Here is a 16,848-nt window from a genome sequence, read left to right as displayed (position 1 = left end):
TGGAATTAGCCTGTCCCTTCCTGATGCGGCAGGCTAATTTTTTTGCTATTCCTTACTTTTCTTCTTCACCATCCTGAACAAATTATTGTTAGCCTGTTCAGGTGTCTGGTCTCCAAGTAATATTCCCCAGGGTTTCAGGCCATCGACACGGTCAAAAACAACCTTCATCATGGCGATCGCAGGAATAGATAGAAACATTCCCGAAATTCCTGCCAGTGCACCGCCGATTAAAACGCCTACAATAGATACCAGCGCGTTGATCCTAACCTTCGAGCCAACAACCAGAGGTACAAGTAAATTATTATCAATAAACTGAACCGTCAGAAATACACCCACGACACCTGCCAGCGTGTATCCGTCCGGATGATTGATGAAGGTAACCATCACCGCCAGGGCGGTTGCTACCAGCCCGCCTATGTATGGAACTAGGTTTAGGATTGCGGCCATCACACCAAGCAGAATTGCGTACTGAACATTTAAAATTAATAAACCAACAGAGTTTAGAATTGCAACAGCGCCTGTTTCCAGCAGCAATCCGACCATGTAGCTTTGGATGATACTTTTGATTTCACCTACAATTTCCATCACCTGCGCTTTGTATTTTTCTGCAAACAATACGATCATAAAATGCAAAAGCATTGCACGGTAGTACAAAAACAGAAAAACATAAATGGGGATTAATATCAAAGATCCAAGTGGTCCGGTAACAACGCCTATCGTTTCTGCGCTCTGAAAGTTTTCCAGTGTCTGGGTCTGTGCCTTTTTGATGTACTGATCCTGCTGACGATAGCTTACGCTGTATTCTCTTCTTATCCAGCGTCTTATGTCTCTGTAAGAGTCGTTGATGTTACGTTTCAGTTTAGGCCATTCATCAGAAAAATCAGAAAGCTGCATGGACAGCAGGATTGTTAAACCTGCAAGAAGCAATACGGCAGCAGTTACAGCTATGCTTATGGAAAGGACCTTGGGCACACCATGGCGCGTCAGCCATCCTTCCACTGGCCGAAGCAAAACCGCGAGAAGTACGGCCATCGCAAGCGGAACCAAAATATCCTGTCCAAGATAAATGGCAAGCGTTATCAGGGCAATGGCAATCAGCGAGTGTGAAAGCTGGTGATAAAATGGTTTGGCAGAGGTAGGTTCCATCAAAGAGATTTAAAGCTGGTTCTCCGGCACAAATTCCGGGTTGTAAATAATTCCAATTACGTTATCCCAGGGATCTTTAACCGTAGCAGTCATAATTTCGCCGCCCACGTTTTCTGGTATTTCATTGGATTTTGCTCCTAATTCAATAAACCTGCGAAATTCCGTGTGAATGTCTTTCACCCCCCAGTAAGTAACTACATTTCCGGATTTGGGTTCCGGTGAGACATCAGGGATCAACCCGAGTTCATAACCTCCGATGTTAAAACCGACATAAAAAGGTTCATCAAAGTAAGGAGGTGTTTCAAAAGCTTTGGCGTACCATTCCTTAGCCAGGGTTACGTCGGGTACTTTGTAAATTGTAGTTCGAAGTCCTAAAATACTGCTCATTTTGTTTCAAGGTTTGGTTTTAGAATATCTTCCGGCAGGTCTGGAACTGGCCATTTCCATTTATTAAGCAAGAAACATAAACTCCTTCATTTTTTAGCTTTTATAGCCTCTTTGTTTGCAAAACAAGTATTAATCCTGTCTGCCAAACGGCCATTTAAATCTAATCCCTGCTTAAAATGAAGTTTTTCCTTTATTGGCTGTTATTATTCCCATTCTGTTTACCAGCGCAAACTGTTGGTGATCAGATATTCATACAGGAAGTTGTAAAAATACACTCCTTCAAAGACGGATTGCCCTCAGGACCAATTGATCTTCTTTCGATGGTAAACAATAAACCTGTGGCAAGACAATCGAAACAATATTTTCAGTTTGAAAATGGAAAGTGGAATTTATTTGCTTCAGGTTTAAAGGCGGAAGGTGTTTCAAAACTTCCCGTCATTCCCGGAGCAAAGATATTAGCTTTGGTTCCGTTTAAAGGTGGTTTTGCAATAGGCTGTGATAAAGGTCTTTATATCTATAAAAATGGTAAAAAACCGGAAAGAATTTTTCCTGAAAATGAAAAATATAACTGGTCGTTAAAAATTGTTTCCGCTCTTGTCACGGATTCTAAGGGCCGGCTTTGGTTTGGTGCAGAGGAGGGTGTGGGATATCTCGACGGCGAAACCTGGAAGTTATTTACCGGAAAGGATGGTTTGCCTTTTAATAAGTTTACCTGCGCTGCGGCCGGACCTAACGGAATTGTTTGGTTTGGAACGCAAAAGGGAGCAATTGAGGTAGATAATGATTATTTCAAATACAGAGCAAGCCGCCGGTGGTTGCCATCGGATCAGGTGAATGATATTGCAATCCAGAAAGACGGAACGGCATGGATCGCAACGGATATGGGTATCAGCCAGATTTCTCCTGTAACGATGTCATTGGAAGAGAAAGCAAAGTTTTTCACAAAACAGGTGGAAGAACGCCACAACCGGATGGGTTTTATTGCACAAAGTCATCTGAAAGAACAATTTAATGTGGATTCGTCAGAAGTCGCGATTTCCGATAATGATGGCATGTATACAGCCATGTATGGTGCGGCGCAGGCATTTCGCTATGCTGCCACCGGCGATCCGGAAGCAAAAATGCTGGCTGACCGAAGCTTCAAAGCCTGCAAGTGGCTGGTTGATATTACACATGAAAAAGGATTTCCTGCACGGGTCATTATTCCTGCCGACTGGCATGAACCCATAAACGAAATATATAGTGTGGAGGCGAATTTAAAACATCAGAAAACAGATCCGATGTGGAAAAATATTTATCCGCGTTTTCCAAAAAGTAAGGATGGTAAATATTTGTGGAAATGCGATACAAGCTCGGATGAACTTGCGGGCCACTTCTTTTTCTACGGAATTTACTATGATCTGGTAGCTAAAACAGAAGATGAGAAACAAGCGGTTCGAGAAGTGGTTGGCGACATTACCGATCATCTTGTTCGTCATGGCTACAAGCTGGTAGATCATGATGGAAAGGTTACGCGTTGGGGCGATTTTTCTCCTGAATACTTTGCTTCGGTTTACGGCTACGACCAGCGCGGGTTAAATTCAATGATTATGCTGTCTTTCCTGAATGTAGCAAAACACGTAACCGGTGATCCAAAATATGACAGGGAAGCTAAAATCCTTCGTGACAAATACAATTACCATATCTATGCATTGCATCCAAAAGAGTTTTTCCCTCCCGAAAACGTAGTGCCCTGGGATAACAATCTTTGTCTGATGAGCATGTATGGATTGATTAAATATGAAACCGATCCTGCGTTGCTGCTTATGTATCGTCAATCGCTGGAAAGCGCCTGGCAGCATATCAGCAAACAGAAGAATGCTTTTTGGGACGCAATTTATGGATCGCTGGCTAATCGCTTTACCGAGCTGGCCGACAAGAAGATGTTCGAAAACAAAAATCTCTTTCCCGAAAACAGGCTTTACGCACCAAAAGTCGTGAAGAGTTTATACAAAGGCAGCAACAATCCGGCTTACATTCTGGAAAATCTGCATAAAATACCGCTTGATCTTATTGGCTACACGATGGATAATACGCATCGGCTGGATGTTGTGTTTGACTCATCGCCGTTACAAAATGAAAATGTGGGCTGGCGTGTGGATGGTTACGCATTACCGGTAGACGAGCGTGGGCATGTTCGTCAGGATCGTGATGGCTTTGCCTTACTAGCCTCTGAGGGAGACGGACACGACGAACATGAAGGTACGTTTTTTCTGCTGCCCTATTATATGGCTTATTACCATGGATTGTTAGGGCAGGGTGACAGAAATATTGGGAAATAAAAATGGCGCGAACATGAGGTTCGCGCCGGACTTGTTATTTTTTTGCAAACAGATCCGGCTGATCTGCGCCAGGTTTTACTGGGTTAACCGGAATTTTTATCGTTGTTCCAAGTTCATCGTTCATTCGTTTGATCAAATGCGCTGATAAAAGAGGAGAAGCTTCTTCATGGTTTTGATGTACGAAGAAATAGATATTCTGTATTCCTGCTTCCGACCATTCTTTCAGGCGCTCGAGCCAGTCATCCAGCCGTGTATAATCTGAATCTACATTTGCGCCGTTATAACGTACAAAAGCAGTAGGCGTGGTAAGCCTCATGTGCAGCAAATCGCGCCTTCCTGCTGAGTCTGTGATGATATGAGAAATATTTTTTCTTTCCAGTAACGCGTAAAGGTCATCACTGTTCCAGGTACCGTCGTACCAGCCCGTATGCCGAAGTTCAAGCGCCAGCGGAAAACCTGATGGCCATTCTTCCAGGTAGTCTCTGAGCGTTTCCCAGTTTTTTGGGCCAAAGTTATCCGGCATCTGGAGAAAGAGCATGCCCAGTTTTTCCTGTAAATGCGCAATGCCATCCAGATACAGATCTGTTGGCTGTTTGGCATCTTTTAGTCTTTTCCAATGACTGATTCCCTGGTGTAATTTTGGAAAAAAACGGAATTCAGCTGGTGTTTTGTTATACCATCCTTCGATAGTCTCAATGGGAAAGTTGTTATAAAAAGTAGCATTTAATTCAATGCTGTTGAACTGCGTCGCATAATAAGCAAGTTCATCTTTTGTCCCTTTTGGGTAAAAACTTTTCAGGTCGGCCTTATTCCATTTCGCGCAGCCAATGTAAATATTGGGTTTTCCCTTAGAACCCAAAACTTTTTTTGTGTCCTGGTGGTCTTTCGGTAATGTAAAATCTATCTCCGACGGATTGTCAACTTTTCCGAATTTCATGGCTAGTTATTATTTAAGATAAATTTAACACAGAGTTATTATGAGTTTAACACAGAGTTCCACCGAGTAAAAAGTAAAGCTTCGCGAACTCTGTGCTTAACTTCGTTAACTCCGTGTTGAAATACTACCGTCCAAAATCATCCTGAACACGAACGATATCATCTTCATCAGATGGGTTCGAAGGATCGGTATGCTGCCAGATTTCGGCTACAATTCCCCATTCATCAACACCTACAAGGCGGTGACGTTCTCCTTTTTTAAGGTCAATTACCGTGCCGATTGGAAGTTGACGCAATTCTGTCTCTTCGTCCGTATCACTGATTACAATACCTGCATTTCCGCCTACTACCTTCCATATTTCGGCACGGCGGTGGTGATATTGCCACGACAGACGTTTGTTAGGAGCCACAACCAGGATTTTTGGGCTTAATTTTTCGTAGCCTGCAAAATCTTCAAGTGACAGGTGAGGGAAGAATGTTGAAATGAACTTTGGTGCTTCTGTTTCTTCCAAAACAAAAAATCCACCCCACGGGCGGGAGTGATCTTTACTTACGACAGTAAAGCCCTGTTCTTTGATAAATTGTCCTACTTTTTCAAAAACGACATCCTTATCGGCTGTTGCGCTAAATGATTGTATCATGCTAAAAGGGTTAAACCGGGTTGATTTTCAAAATTAGGATAAAAAGCAAAAAGATGCCCCGAAAATTCAGGGCATCTCTGTTAAATTTATTATTTGAGCAACTTTACTGTCGTTTGCGTCTGTTAAACTTTAAGCGTCCAGCCAAAAACATCCTCAACTTTGCCGGTACGCAGGTCGGTAAGGTAGTTTTTAACTTTTGCAACGAAAGAATCTTCCTTTACTTCCGGAAGCGGATAATCCACGCCTTCGTAAGCGATTGTCGCAAATGGAGAAATAACAACTGCAGTTCCTGCACCAAATGCTGCTTCAAGACTTCCGTCTTTTAAAGCATCTATGATTTCCTTCACACTAATTCTTCTTTCCTCTACCGGAATACCCCAGTGATGTGCAATGGCTACGATACTTTTACGGGTTACGCCGTCAAGTGTTGTTTCCGACACATAAGGAGTAACCAGTTTTCCGTTTAGAATAAACATGATATTCATCGTACCTGATTCCTCGATGTAAGCATGTTCACGGGCATCCGTCCAGATCAGCTGATCATAACCTTCTTCCTGAGCAAGTTTAGCAGGATACAGAGAACCAGCATAGTTTCCTGCACATTTTGTTCCGCCCACGCCGCCTTCTGCCGCACGGATATATTGTGTTTCCACTTTCACACGCGGAGGTTTGGCGTAATAGGTGCCAACCGGGCTGGTGAAAATAATAAAATAGTAACTGTCAGATGGTTTTACACCGATATATGGATCAGTGGCAAACATATACGGACGGATATAAAGCGAGCAGCCATCCTGCGAAGGCACCCATCCCGAATCCAGGCGAAGCAGTTCTGTAAGGCCACCCATAAAGATTTCTTCAGGAATTGTTGGCATACAAAGGCGCTCAGCAGATTTGTTCATCCTTTTCCAGTTATCCACTGCGCGGAAAAGAAGTACTTCACCTTCTGCATTTTTATAAGCCTTCATACCTTCAAATATAGCCTGACCATAGTGAAGTGCTGCCGTAGCAGGGCTTAGTGAGAGATCTCCGTAAGGGACAATACGCGTATCCTGCCATTGGCCGTCACGGTATTCTGCAATAAACATGTGGTCGGAAATGTTTCTTCCGAAAACCAGGTTGTTAAAATCAACCTCCTGCAAACGTGATTTTTGTGTTTGCTGTATCTCTATTTGCAACGTATCGGCTGTCATAATGCCTGAAATTTTTGCTGAATGTTATAGACTCTTTACTTCTTTAAATTGTCTTGCAATTTAAAGAAATTATATTAACAATCTTAGAGTATTTAGTGTAACAATTAATTATTTGCCTACTCTGGGCTTCCATACAACTTCTTCAATTCCCAGTTCAACAGTCATAATTCTGCAAAGCATAAAAAGATAATCTGACAGCCGGTTGAGATAACGGACAACGATATCCTCCACCTCTTCCTGCTGCTGTAAATGAATAACCGCGCGTTCGGCACGGCGGCATACCGTTCTGGCTACATGTCCGAATGATACTGAGGGATGGCCACCGGGGAGTACAAATGCACGCAGCGCAGTTACCTGATTATCAATTAAATCCATTTCTTTTTCCAGTAAAAGAATATCCTCCGCTTCCAGATCCGGTAATATTCTTTTTGATTTTTCGGGTTCAGAAGCAAGGTGTGATCCTATGGTAAAAAGCCTGTCCTGAACTTCTTTTAATAAAATCTTTCGGTTTTGATTAACAGCCTGGTCACCCAGCAAACCAATGTAACTATTAAGTTCGTCAACTGTTCCGTATGCCTCAATACGTCTGTGGGCTTTGCTAAGACGCGTTCCGCCAATGAGTGAGGTCGTTCCTTTGTCCCCTGTTTTTGTATATATTTTCATTTGATGATTATTTCAAAAAAATTAAAAACTACGTTTTTGCGAGTAATGATAAACAAGGCGAATATATCAAGGTTAAACGACTTCTTTGGAAATGGCAACAAGTCGTTTAACATGTTCTGCTGCAATTAATCCAATATTCGTGATTTGTCAATTAGGTTTTAGAAACTCCCCGACCTAATTTTGCAGCCAAATTTACTATGGCGAAAAAAAGAAAACCTGCGAGGGTTGTTTATTCATGAAAGTTGGAACATTTGTTATTAAGATATGGCGCTGGTTATCTGTTTTTCTGGTAATCGGAGCCTTGGTTTGGACCTACTCCTTATTTCCGGAAATGGTTGCAGTGGATTTTTCGGAGACGGGCCTTGCCGAAAAATATGTAGGAAAGGAAAATGTCTTTTATATTGTAATGGGTTTGTTTTTAGTAAATAATGTGATTATCGCAGGACTTGCAAAACAAATTCCAAATATGGATGCCATGCATCTGCCTATTTTAAAACGTGAGATCTGGGCGCAGCACCGGGCAGCTTTAAACGAACACCTGACGAACTGGCTTTACTGCCTGGTAGCAGTGATCAACACGATTATCGGGTTTAGTCTTTTTGCATTGGCGACAATCAACAGTACCCAGTATAAAATGGATGTCTTTGATTTTTCATGGATATACTATGTCGGTATGACGCTGATGATCATTGTGTTTATCATGCCTTTGCGTTTGCTCTGGACGCCCGTTCCTGAGGATAAATTGTAAGATAGTTTTTTGCAAATCAGGTAAATCTTCCTGCTACTTATTTCTCACATGAAAAATAACTGGTTAGAACAGGCGGAGTCGATTCGTCTGGAAAGCTATTTTTATGACCTGCCCGATGAACGGATCGCCCGTTATCCGCTAGATCCGCGCGACAGCTCCAAACTTCTGGTTTACAAGGATGGTGGAATTGTACACAAACGTTTCAAAGACCTGACTGAAAATCTGCCAGCTGACACGCTTCTCGTTTTTAACAATACAAGAGTTATTCCGGCGAGAGCATACTTTCAAAAGCAAACCGGTGCGACCATTGAAATACTGCTTTTACATCCTGAACAGCCAACGCAGGTTATCAACGATGCTATGCTGGTGCAGCATACCTGCGTATGGGAATGTATGATCGGAAATAAAAAGCGCTGGAAAAAATCGGATATTTTAACAACCAATATTGAACTCGGAGGTGAGGCGGTAAAATTGTCGGTAGAATATGTTGACTACGACAAAAACCACATCAGGTTATCATGGAATTCGGAAGCTGTGTTTCTTGATATTGTAAAAGCACTGGGTGAAATTCCGTTACCACCTTATTTAAACCGCAATACAGAAGAAACAGATAAGACGACTTATCAAACCGTATATGCAGATCAGGACGGAGCCGTCGCTGCACCTACTGCCGGTCTTCATTTTACGGAAAATGTTTTCAGGCAGCTCAAAAATAAAGGTATTAATACTGCCTTTCTTACACTACATGTGGGTGCCGGAACCTTTCAGCCGATAAAAGTCAGTTCAGTTACCGAACACCGGATGCATTCAGAGCAGGTCGTTTTTACCCGGCAACTGATTGAAAATTTGCTTCGAAGTGTAAAAACAATTGTTCCGGTAGGAACCACTTCTCTCCGTTCGCTCGAAAGTCTGTATTGGTTTGGAGTGAAATTATTCCGCTCCGAAACGACTGAATTTCAAATAGAAAAATTATATCCGTATCCGTTTGAAGAAACAGATTTACCATCAGCTGAACAATCGCTTCTTGCCATTGCAAAATTTATGGACAAGGAAAAACTGGATCACATTGTTGGGGAAACTGAGATCTTTATTTTTCCGGGCTATAAATTCAGGTTATGTAAAGGACTTATCACCAATTATCATCAGCCGGGTTCCACATTGATTTTACTTGTTGCTGCATTGGTCGGTGAGGATTGGACTAGCATTTATGATGAAGCTCTGAACAAGGATTATCGCTTTCTTAGTTACGGAGATTCTTCTTTATTGTGGAATAAAGATAACCCGCCTGCATAAATTCACCCAAATATCAGATATATAGTCTTTTGTAAATAATCGGTTTTTAGTGTAATTTGTCATGCATTTATGTAGATCATCACATGGAACTAGCACAAATAGCCGAACAAAAATATTCTTTGGAAGAATATCTGGAAATGGAAGAGAAGAGTGAAATCCGTCACGAATATTATGACGGAGAGATTTTCGCTATGGCTGGCACTACAATGAACCATAACGACATTGTGGGAAATGTACGAACATTGTTTAAAGAAATTTTCAGACCGAAAGGATGCAGGGTTTTTGCAGAAAACGTAAAGGTTGAAGCAATAGCTAATTTCTATTATCCGTATCCGGATGTAGTCGTTACCTGTGCGCCGGACGATATCTCCGGAACATATATTGTACGGCATCCGGGCATTTTAGTAGAGGTTTTATCCAAATCTTCGGCTACATACGACCGGGAATTTAAGCTAAGACGATACAAAGAAATTCCTTCTCTTAACTACTACATGCTGTTTTCTCAGTATGAATGTTATGTTGAGCTTTACACCCGTACTGCTCAGGAAGGAATCTGGACATACCAGTCATTCGAATCGATGGAATCGTTTATAACTTTCGATCTTCTTGGTTTTACAATGCCTGTTTCTGCAATTTATGATGGAATTGTGTTTGTGGAGGAAAAGGGAATGCCGGCTAATGGTGCTTTATCTTAAAATTATTCTTCACCACCGGACTTTATTATTTTCATCTTTTGAGCCGGTGGTAAAAAATTCTCGCCTGTAACTACGCTTTTACCGGTCTGACTTTCAAGTTCTTTTCTGGCATTTTTAGCAACAGAACCTCCTTTTTTACTTGCATCTGCATTTTCCTGCAAACCTGTTGCTTCCTCTGATTCTGCTATTTGTCGGGTCGACAGCTCTGCCAGTGCAGTGAATATCAGTTCCGCTTCAGACATGTGATCTCTTAGGTTTTGTGATTTAAGTTCTTTGAGATCCTTGTGTTTTTTAACAGTTAGTCCGGTCCACTCCTGGTGAATGATATTTGTCAAAAAAGCAAATTCGTCCTTTTTCTCAATACCGCTTTCTTTCCAATAGTCAGTTAATTTATTACGCGTTTCCCGCCCGGTCATGCGCTGCTGTATCCATTTCTCACTTCGCCCCAGCTTTTGCCAGTTTTCCCTTGCCCTGTCCAGACTTTGTTCAGGATCGGCTATTTCCTGCATGCGTTCATACCCCACCTTTGCAAGCCATTGTTTGAAAGGTTCTGCTTTTGGAGAGGGGATGGATTGGATTATTCTTAGAAGTTGCTCTGTATCAGCGACATCGGTCATGCGCATTTTGCCGTCAGCCGCAACCATTTTCAAAGCGTTACAATTTGTAACGCTTTCATTTCCCTCATCTTTTAATCTTTTTTTCATTACCCGCCAATAAACCTGCGGGTTTGGGCTATCCGTTAGTACGAATATGACGTCTGCGATTGCAAAATACCATTTTTCATCTTTCGCGTCCCAATGTGTTCTAACCTGTTTGCTTTCAAACAATTTGATGTTGCTCATTTTTGTGGATATTAAGTTGTTGATGAAGATTATATCTGGGTTAAATATATTCAAACAATTAGAAATGAACAATCATACATCAATAAGCTCTAAGCCTTTACGGCATATTCACCTTTAAGTTTATCTCATCTCGGTTTTAAGAATCATAACCTTTACCTTTGCGGTTCAATTTTGCAGGTGAGACCTGTGGGGATAAACATTTAGTAAAAGGAAATAATGAAGACTGATTTTATTGAAGAATTGCGCTGGCGTGGAATGTTGCATGACATGATGCCGGGAACAGATGAGCAGCTAAAAAAAGAAATGACGGCCGGCTATATCGGTTTTGATCCGACAGCTTCTTCTCTGCACATCGGCAATCTGGCAACGATCATGCTTCTGGTTCATTTTCAGCGCGCCGGGCACAAGCCTTTCGCACTGGTTGGGGGCGCAACCGGAATGATCGGTGATCCGTCTTTTAAAGCTTCTGAGCGCTCATTTTTAGATGAAGATACTTTGCGTTTCAATCAGGAAGGTATCCGTAAACAGCTGGAACAATTTCTTGATTTTGACTGCGGCGAAAATTCGGCTGAAATGGTCAATAATTATGACTGGTTCAAAGACATGGGTTTTCTGCAGTTTCTTCGCGAGGCTGGCAAGTTTCTGAGCGTCAATTATATGATGTCCAAAGATTCGGTAAAAAAACGTCTGGAAACCGGAATATCTTTTACAGAATTTTCCTACCAGCTTTTACAGGGTTATGATTTTTACCATTTATACAAACATAAAAATATCCGTCTCCAGATGGGCGGTTCGGACCAATGGGGCAATATTACTACAGGAACTGAAATTATCCGTAGAAAAGAAGGAGATGAGGAGGGATACTTCAAGGCTTATGCTTTGACCACACCGCTTTTGACAAAATCCGACGGATCTAAATTTGGTAAAAGCGAAGGCGGAAATATCTGGCTGGATCCTGAGAAAACATCACCATATACATTTTATCAGTTTTGGCTTGGCCAGAGCGACGAAGATTGTCCCCGCTATCTGAGAGTTTATTCATTCCGTAATAAGGAAGAAATTGAAGCACTGGAAGCACAGCATGCCGAAGCGCCGCATCTGAGAATTTTACAAAAAGCGCTTGCCGAAGAGCTTACCGTTCGTGTTCATTCTGAAAAAGCTTACCAGCTGGTTTTGAAAGCAACAGAAGTTCTTTTTGGTAAAGCCACACTGGAAACTTTGCAAAGTATTGCACTGGATGAATTTGATACGATTTTCGATGGAGTGCCGCAAACAGATATTTCCCGTGAAGAGTGGGAGAGCTGTACAAACATTACTGATCTGATTTCTACCGCAACCAGGGCAGAAGTGTATGTTTCAAAAAGCGAAGCGCGCCGTGCCATCCAGCAAAACGCAGTTAGTGTCAATAAAGAAAAAGTTACTTCGGCCGAACAGTCTCTGGCAGATTTTAATTTACTGCAAAATCGCTTTGTGCTGATATCGAAGGGGAAGAAAAATCATTTGATACGAGTGAATTGAAATTAAAACCCCCGGGCAAATTTGTTCTGGGGGTTAGTACCTCAGGCACTTTCTCGATCGCCTGTCGTGGCTGCCTTTGCCTGTAAACCGAAAAAGCGCATCAATGCCGTACCAAACAGAAACTTCGAAAGAACCTGTGTCCTGTCCAAGGGAAGAAACAGGTAAATCGTAACTAGTTTGCAGCATTACATTTCCCATCGCCCAGCCAACGGTTCCAATCAGCGCATCCCGGCGCGTCGGACCGAAAATCATTCCGCGATACCAAACGCCAAATAAAAGCGGTGAAGTGATGATGTTAAATCCGGCGTCCAGTTGCCGGCTGGTTCCTTGTTTTCTTACTTGCATGGCCAGCGTCACTGCGCTTTCCCGTTCAAGGTCTCTTCCCAGGTTGTTGCCGAAAAAGGACGGAATTTCAATGGGTATCTTGGTTCCAACCTGAAAATTTACGTTCTGATGTTCAATGCTGATGTCTTCATTAACACCGATGTTATGCCATGCACTGGAAATCCAGTAGGTAGCGTCATAGTCCGACTTGGGAACATATTCAAGAAGAACTCCTGCAGAGGCGGTAACCCGGTTGGTAGTAATACCAACGGCTGCCATGGGATCGCTGCTGCCCAGAAACTGGGAAACATAAGAAAGATCATCTCCATTCCAGCGGTTGGAAGTCCATGCTCCCTGTAATCCTCCTATCAACCGATATTCTTTCTGTCCGTCTAAAAATACCAGTTTTGAAACCTGAGCGGACAGCTGATCACTTTTTAGTGCAGAACCACGCTGATCATGCAGTGCCTGCATCCCAAAACCGATGCCTGCGTCTTCGGCGTAGGTATCAAACGAGAATGCCGCTGTCTGGAAAGGAGTGCCAACAGACGCCCATTGATTACGATAGTTGGCAATGAACCGTGGCGTTCCCGCGTCTCCGGCAAAAGCAGGATTTGTATAAATCGGATTTGAGTAGAATTGCGAAAACTGCGGAGACTGGGCCAGAATTCCTGTGCCCCCAGAAAATAAAAAAATGAGTATTAATAATGTTTTTTTCATAGACTACCGCACCAGATAAATGTTTCCTCTCAATTTTTCCGATATGCGGTTGTCGGCATACAGGATTTCGGCCTCGTAAATGTACATATCTGCCGGCATCGGTTTTCCTCCGAAAGTGCCGTCCCATGATTCTCCTGGTTGCTGGCTTCCGGAAGGAATATTTTTTGCCTCAAAAACCATCTCTCCCCAGCGGTTACGGATCCGGAGCGCGTTAATTTTAAGTATTCCGCTTCCAAAAATTGTGTACCGGTCTCCAATTCCGTCTCCGTTAGGTGTAAAAGCTTCCGGGATGTTTACCTCACACCTGCGTACAACAAATGCTGCCATTCGTTCTACTGAATCCTTACAAACTCCGCCTTTGGTCGCAATAAGCTTAACGTGGTACAAGCCTTCATCAAAAGGTAGAGAAGGGCTTGCTGCGTCGGTGGTTCTTCCGTCGCTGAAAGTCCATTGGTAAGCATCGGCATTTTCAGAACGGTTGATCAGGCTGACCGGGCCGGGCGCACAGAATAAGGAGTCAGTTCGAAAGCCAAAGTCTGCAACGGGCGATGAAACGACAGATACGACGGCTTTTTTTGCTAAAATTTTACATGACTGTACACCCCGGTAGAGGAACAGGGAGGCGGTAAAGTTTCCTGATCTGTCATAAATGTGCAGAGGCGAATGGTTGGCTGAGTCAAGCGGCGAACCATCACCAAAATCCCAGATGAAACCAAGTTGAAAGTCTGACTTGTTGTTAAATTGTACAGCAGATCCCTGGCAGGCAATAGGAACGTCATCAAAAGTTCCTGATGGCGCTGCCGTGGTTTTGACAGTCAATTGAGTAGAATCGTAGCCGCAGGAGGTATAAGCCAGAAGCGTTACTTTGAATTCGCTTTGTGATTTGGCAAACACATGGGTTGGGTTTTCAAGAGTGGAAATAGTTCCGTCACCAAATTTCCAAAGCCACCGGTTCGGTTTTGGAACGGTCGCATCTGTAAACTGAACCGACTCTCCGGGACAAACAATGGATTTGGAAATCGTATAAAGTGCTTTAACGGAGGTAGGATATACACGGATTGAAATTTCCGCGGTATCGAGTCCGCAGGCACTTGAAATTTCCAGCTTCACCTGGTAAGTTCTGGCACTGTCCTTTGCGGTGTAGGTATGATACAAAGTGTCGTTTGCTGAAATAAAAGACGTGCCATCCCCGAAGATCCATCTGGATAGATTTTTGTCATGTCCGACAGACCGGTTCGAAAATAACATTTGCGCCGGTGTGCAGCGCAGCGTGGTCGAATCAACGCCAATTTCAGCCCTAACAAATGGCCTTACGATGATATCCTTACTGAAAGTCTGCTGCCCGCAGGTATTGCCGGATGTTAGCGTAACGGTGTATGTCCTGTCGATTTTATCCGGATTTTGGAACGTCTGCGCTGGAGGCTGGGTTCCTGTGTAAGAGGTTGAATTCCCAAATGACCAGGTATAAGTGGCATCGTTATCGGCGGCTCCGTTTAACAAAAAAGTTGTTTTTAAAGGTGCACAGCCCAGCGTTTCACTTGGTGTGAAGGCAACTGGTGCAGGAGCTGAGGTGATCTTTATCTGCTTCCTTAGCGTATCAGCACAATTTCCCGATTTGGCTACGAGTGTAATATTTTGGATTCCGGAAGTGAGTTTAAGTTCGGGATTGGCAAGGGAAGACGCGATGACTCCGTTCACAAGCCATGTATAAGATCCTGCACCGGTAGAATTGTTGGTGGGTTTAAATGTTCCCGCGCAGCCAGCTGCAAGGTCGAAAAATGCTTTAGGCTGCCCAATCGTAATTTTAGAAGTTGCCGATGCTTTACACCCATTCTGGTTTCCGGTTTCGTAGGTTAGCGTGAGCTGGGTAACTGTTAATCCTCCTGATAAAAGTGTGTCGCCTTTAATACAATTTAAACAGTTCGACGTCGACCAGGTTCCGCCAGAGGGTGTTGCCAAAAGTTTTGTGAACGGAGTTCCTGAGCAGATCGTCTGATCGGTGGTAGTGACCTGAATTCCATCCACTTTAATGGTAACAGCATCGGTCATCAGGCATTTTCCTGTTCCTCTGGAATAAGTGAGTGTGTAGGTCCCTGCGGTTTTTGGTACAAAAAAACTTCTTCCATTTTGTGTTTCAACACCCTGCGTACTCCAGCTTCCTCCGGCGATATTGGCAATAAGGGGTATTGCTGTATTGCTTAAACAGATAATTGTATCTTTTGGGAAATTCAAAATTTTGACCGGCTGTGGAGCAGAAACTGTGAAGGTGTCCGACAATATTTGGTTACCGCACGCATTGGATAGACTCGCGTTGATGATATAAGGACTGGATGAAAGCGGTAAGGTAATTTCCTGATTCGGATCGACCGTTTTTCCGTTAAGTGTGTATATTGCTCCTGATAATGGAGACGCAATTTTATATTTTATTTCCTCGCATACATCTGCCTGAGGTACCAGTGTTAACGTTGCAAGATTAACCACTTTGATCTTTCTTACCAACGCTTTTGAGGAGCCACAATTATTGCCTGCGACAAGGCTGATCGTGTATTCCTTTGCCTCTTCGAACTTTACTTTTATTGTGCCCGAACTGCTGTGCGTCTTATCTTCGTAGGTATATTTTCCGCCTGAGATCTGCCAATAGTAGTTGGTCTCATCTGTTGAAACAGTGCCGTCCATCGTCACAATTCCCCCACCGGAAATACAGACGACGGTGTCTTGCCCAAGTATATTGACACCCGTAGTTTTGAATTGAGGAACGGGGCGTCTGGTCATTTTAAAATCAACTTCGTTGGTGCTTGTTCCGCAGGTTTGTGAAGTGGCGGTAAGTTTTATTTTGTAGGTTTTATCAGGATCGGTAAAAGAAACATTGGGGTAAGTGGCAGTACTGGTCTGCCCGTCACTGAATTCCCAAAGAAACCTGATATCAGAAGAAGTGGGGCAGCTGTTATTAATGAATGAGACGGATGAACCTTCGCAGGCCATCTGTACTGCGGGTTTTGCCTGAGGATTTTTATTAAATGTTACGCGAAAACCTTTGTTATCATTTGGGCAGGTTTTGTTTTCAACAAAAATACTAACCTTGTATTCTCCTGTTGAGCAACTTCTGACAAAGTTTCTCAAATCATACTCATGGGTGAGGGTAAGTGCGCTGTTTAGAACAATTGGTTCTATTTTGCCGTCACCCCAGTCGATGGTGTAATTTTTGTCTACACATGGGCCGGGAGTTACCTTTACACAAAGCTTGTAGAGCGAATCGCGCGGAGCGACACATACGATACCGGTTCCGGTTCCCTCACAGGTGGTGATATCTACCCGTTCCTGAGCCTTGGCGATTACACTAAACAGGAATAGAAATAGTGAGATGTATAAATGTTTCAAAAGATTTGTTAGGGTTCACTGATTTATGGAGGTATTTATGTGTCCC

The 16,848-nt window shown here is 43.0% G+C and carries 14 protein-coding genes; 5 read left to right on the top strand and 9 right to left on the bottom strand.

Translation table 11 applies throughout. The features are described from left to right. Positions 1–45: 45 nt before the first annotated feature. Positions 46–1,146 carry an AI-2E family transporter gene (locus E0F88_RS23485; protein WP_131960730.1) on the bottom strand — a complete coding sequence of 367 codons (1,101 nt, stop codon included), beginning with the start codon at positions 1,144–1,146 and terminating at the stop codon, positions 46–48. Positions 1,147–1,155: 9 nt separating this feature from the next. Continuing rightward, positions 1,156–1,533: a VOC family protein gene (locus E0F88_RS23480; protein WP_131960729.1), complete on the bottom strand. Its 378-nt coding sequence runs from the start codon at positions 1,531–1,533 to the stop codon at positions 1,156–1,158. A 176-nt stretch (positions 1,534–1,709) separates the two neighbouring features. Between E0F88_RS23480 and E0F88_RS23475 the strand changes: the two genes are divergently transcribed. Continuing rightward, positions 1,710–3,854: a hypothetical protein gene (locus E0F88_RS23475; RefSeq protein WP_131960728.1), complete on the top strand. Its 2,145-nt coding sequence runs from the start codon at positions 1,710–1,712 to the stop codon at positions 3,852–3,854. A gap of 34 nt (positions 3,855–3,888) precedes the next feature. Here the strand turns inward: E0F88_RS23475 and E0F88_RS23470 are convergent, their stop codons facing one another. From E0F88_RS23470 to E0F88_RS23455, 4 genes are all read right to left on the bottom strand, one after another. Beyond that, complete coding sequence (locus tag E0F88_RS23470) at positions 3,889–4,791, bottom strand: DUF72 domain-containing protein (RefSeq protein WP_131960727.1); 903 nt, start codon at positions 4,789–4,791, stop codon at positions 3,889–3,891. Between the two features lie 124 nt (positions 4,792–4,915). Beyond that, on the bottom strand, positions 4,916–5,431 hold the full coding sequence (locus tag E0F88_RS23465; RefSeq protein WP_131960726.1) for a cupin domain-containing protein: 516 nt from the start codon (positions 5,429–5,431) through the stop codon (positions 4,916–4,918). Positions 5,432–5,553: 122 nt separating this feature from the next. Then, the gene (locus E0F88_RS23460; protein ID WP_131960725.1) at positions 5,554–6,621 is read right to left on the bottom strand and encodes a branched-chain amino acid aminotransferase; all 1,068 of its coding nucleotides are present in this window, start codon (positions 6,619–6,621) and stop codon (positions 5,554–5,556) included. A 108-nt stretch (positions 6,622–6,729) separates the two neighbouring features. Then, positions 6,730–7,284 (bottom strand): cob(I)yrinic acid a,c-diamide adenosyltransferase, encoded by a 555-nt coding sequence (locus tag E0F88_RS23455; protein WP_131960724.1) that lies wholly within the window; start codon positions 7,282–7,284, stop codon positions 6,730–6,732. Positions 7,285–7,519: 235 nt separating this feature from the next. On the opposite strand from E0F88_RS23455, the gene E0F88_RS23450 reads away from it, so the two are divergent. The 3 genes from E0F88_RS23450 to E0F88_RS23440 all read left to right on the top strand — a co-directional run bounded on the left by E0F88_RS23450 (position 7,520) and on the right by E0F88_RS23440 (position 10,020). Next, a complete protein-coding gene (locus E0F88_RS23450; RefSeq protein ID WP_131960723.1) occupies positions 7,520–8,032 on the top strand; it encodes a hypothetical protein in 513 nt (170 codons plus the stop codon). Between the two features lie 48 nt (positions 8,033–8,080). Further along, the gene (locus tag E0F88_RS23445; protein WP_131960722.1) at positions 8,081–9,325 is read left to right on the top strand and encodes an S-adenosylmethionine:tRNA ribosyltransferase-isomerase; all 1,245 of its coding nucleotides are present in this window, start codon (positions 8,081–8,083) and stop codon (positions 9,323–9,325) included. An 83-nt stretch (positions 9,326–9,408) separates the two neighbouring features. Continuing rightward, entirely contained in the window at positions 9,409–10,020 is a 612-nt protein-coding gene (locus tag E0F88_RS23440) for a Uma2 family endonuclease (protein ID WP_131960721.1), read from the top strand. A 2-nt stretch (positions 10,021–10,022) separates the two neighbouring features. Here the strand turns inward: E0F88_RS23440 and E0F88_RS23435 are convergent, their stop codons facing one another. Then, positions 10,023–10,862, bottom strand: coding sequence for a BRO-N domain-containing protein (locus E0F88_RS23435; protein ID WP_131960720.1), 840 nt, complete (start codon positions 10,860–10,862; stop codon positions 10,023–10,025). 216 nt (positions 10,863–11,078) lie between these two features. Here E0F88_RS23435 and tyrS point away from each other — a divergent pair, with 216 nt between their 5' ends. After that, complete coding sequence (tyrS, locus tag E0F88_RS23430; RefSeq protein WP_131960719.1) at positions 11,079–12,380, top strand: tyrosine--tRNA ligase; 1,302 nt, start codon at positions 11,079–11,081, stop codon at positions 12,378–12,380. Positions 12,381–12,413: 33 nt separating this feature from the next. Here tyrS and E0F88_RS23425 read toward each other — a convergent pair whose 3' ends face one another. Beyond that, complete coding sequence (locus E0F88_RS23425) at positions 12,414–13,424, bottom strand: PorP/SprF family type IX secretion system membrane protein (protein ID WP_131960718.1); 1,011 nt, start codon at positions 13,422–13,424, stop codon at positions 12,414–12,416. 3 nt (positions 13,425–13,427) lie between these two features. Continuing rightward, positions 13,428–16,802 (bottom strand): PKD domain-containing protein, encoded by a 3,375-nt coding sequence (locus E0F88_RS23420; RefSeq protein ID WP_131960717.1) that lies wholly within the window; start codon positions 16,800–16,802, stop codon positions 13,428–13,430. Positions 16,803–16,848: the final 46 nt, after the last annotated feature.

The sequence above is a fragment of the Dyadobacter psychrotolerans genome (genome assembly GCF_004349265.1).
Taxonomy (GTDB): Bacteria; Bacteroidota; Bacteroidia; order Cytophagales; family Spirosomataceae; genus Dyadobacter; species Dyadobacter psychrotolerans.
The sequence above is the reverse complement of the archived record's forward strand: the minus strand, read 5'-3'. Positions and strand labels throughout refer to the sequence as shown.

Bases quoted from the DNA above. Each gene is read 5' to 3' on its own strand.
- E0F88_RS23425 (WP_131960718.1), bottom strand. From the start codon at position 13,424: ATGAAAAAAACATTATTAATACTCATTTTTTTATTTTCTGGGGGCACA.
- E0F88_RS23470 (WP_131960727.1), bottom strand. From the start codon at position 4,791: ATGAAATTCGGAAAAGTTGACAATCCGTCGGAGATAGATTTTACATTA.
- tyrS (WP_131960719.1), top strand. From the start codon at position 11,079: ATGAAGACTGATTTTATTGAAGAATTGCGCTGGCGTGGAATGTTGCAT.
- E0F88_RS23445 (WP_131960722.1), top strand. From the start codon at position 8,081: ATGAAAAATAACTGGTTAGAACAGGCGGAGTCGATTCGTCTGGAAAGC.
- E0F88_RS23485 (WP_131960730.1), bottom strand. From the start codon at position 1,146: ATGGAACCTACCTCTGCCAAACCATTTTATCACCAGCTTTCACACTCG.
- E0F88_RS23435 (WP_131960720.1), bottom strand. From the start codon at position 10,862: ATGAGCAACATCAAATTGTTTGAAAGCAAACAGGTTAGAACACATTGG.
- E0F88_RS23455 (WP_131960724.1), bottom strand. From the start codon at position 7,284: ATGAAAATATATACAAAAACAGGGGACAAAGGAACGACCTCACTCATT.
- E0F88_RS23460 (WP_131960725.1), bottom strand. From the start codon at position 6,621: ATGACAGCCGATACGTTGCAAATAGAGATACAGCAAACACAAAAATCA.
- E0F88_RS23480 (WP_131960729.1), bottom strand. From the start codon at position 1,533: ATGAGCAGTATTTTAGGACTTCGAACTACAATTTACAAAGTACCCGAC.
- E0F88_RS23450 (WP_131960723.1), top strand. From the start codon at position 7,520: ATGAAAGTTGGAACATTTGTTATTAAGATATGGCGCTGGTTATCTGTT.
- E0F88_RS23440 (WP_131960721.1), top strand. From the start codon at position 9,409: ATGGAACTAGCACAAATAGCCGAACAAAAATATTCTTTGGAAGAATAT.
- E0F88_RS23475 (WP_131960728.1), top strand. From the start codon at position 1,710: ATGAAGTTTTTCCTTTATTGGCTGTTATTATTCCCATTCTGTTTACCA.
- E0F88_RS23465 (WP_131960726.1), bottom strand. From the start codon at position 5,431: ATGATACAATCATTTAGCGCAACAGCCGATAAGGATGTCGTTTTTGAA.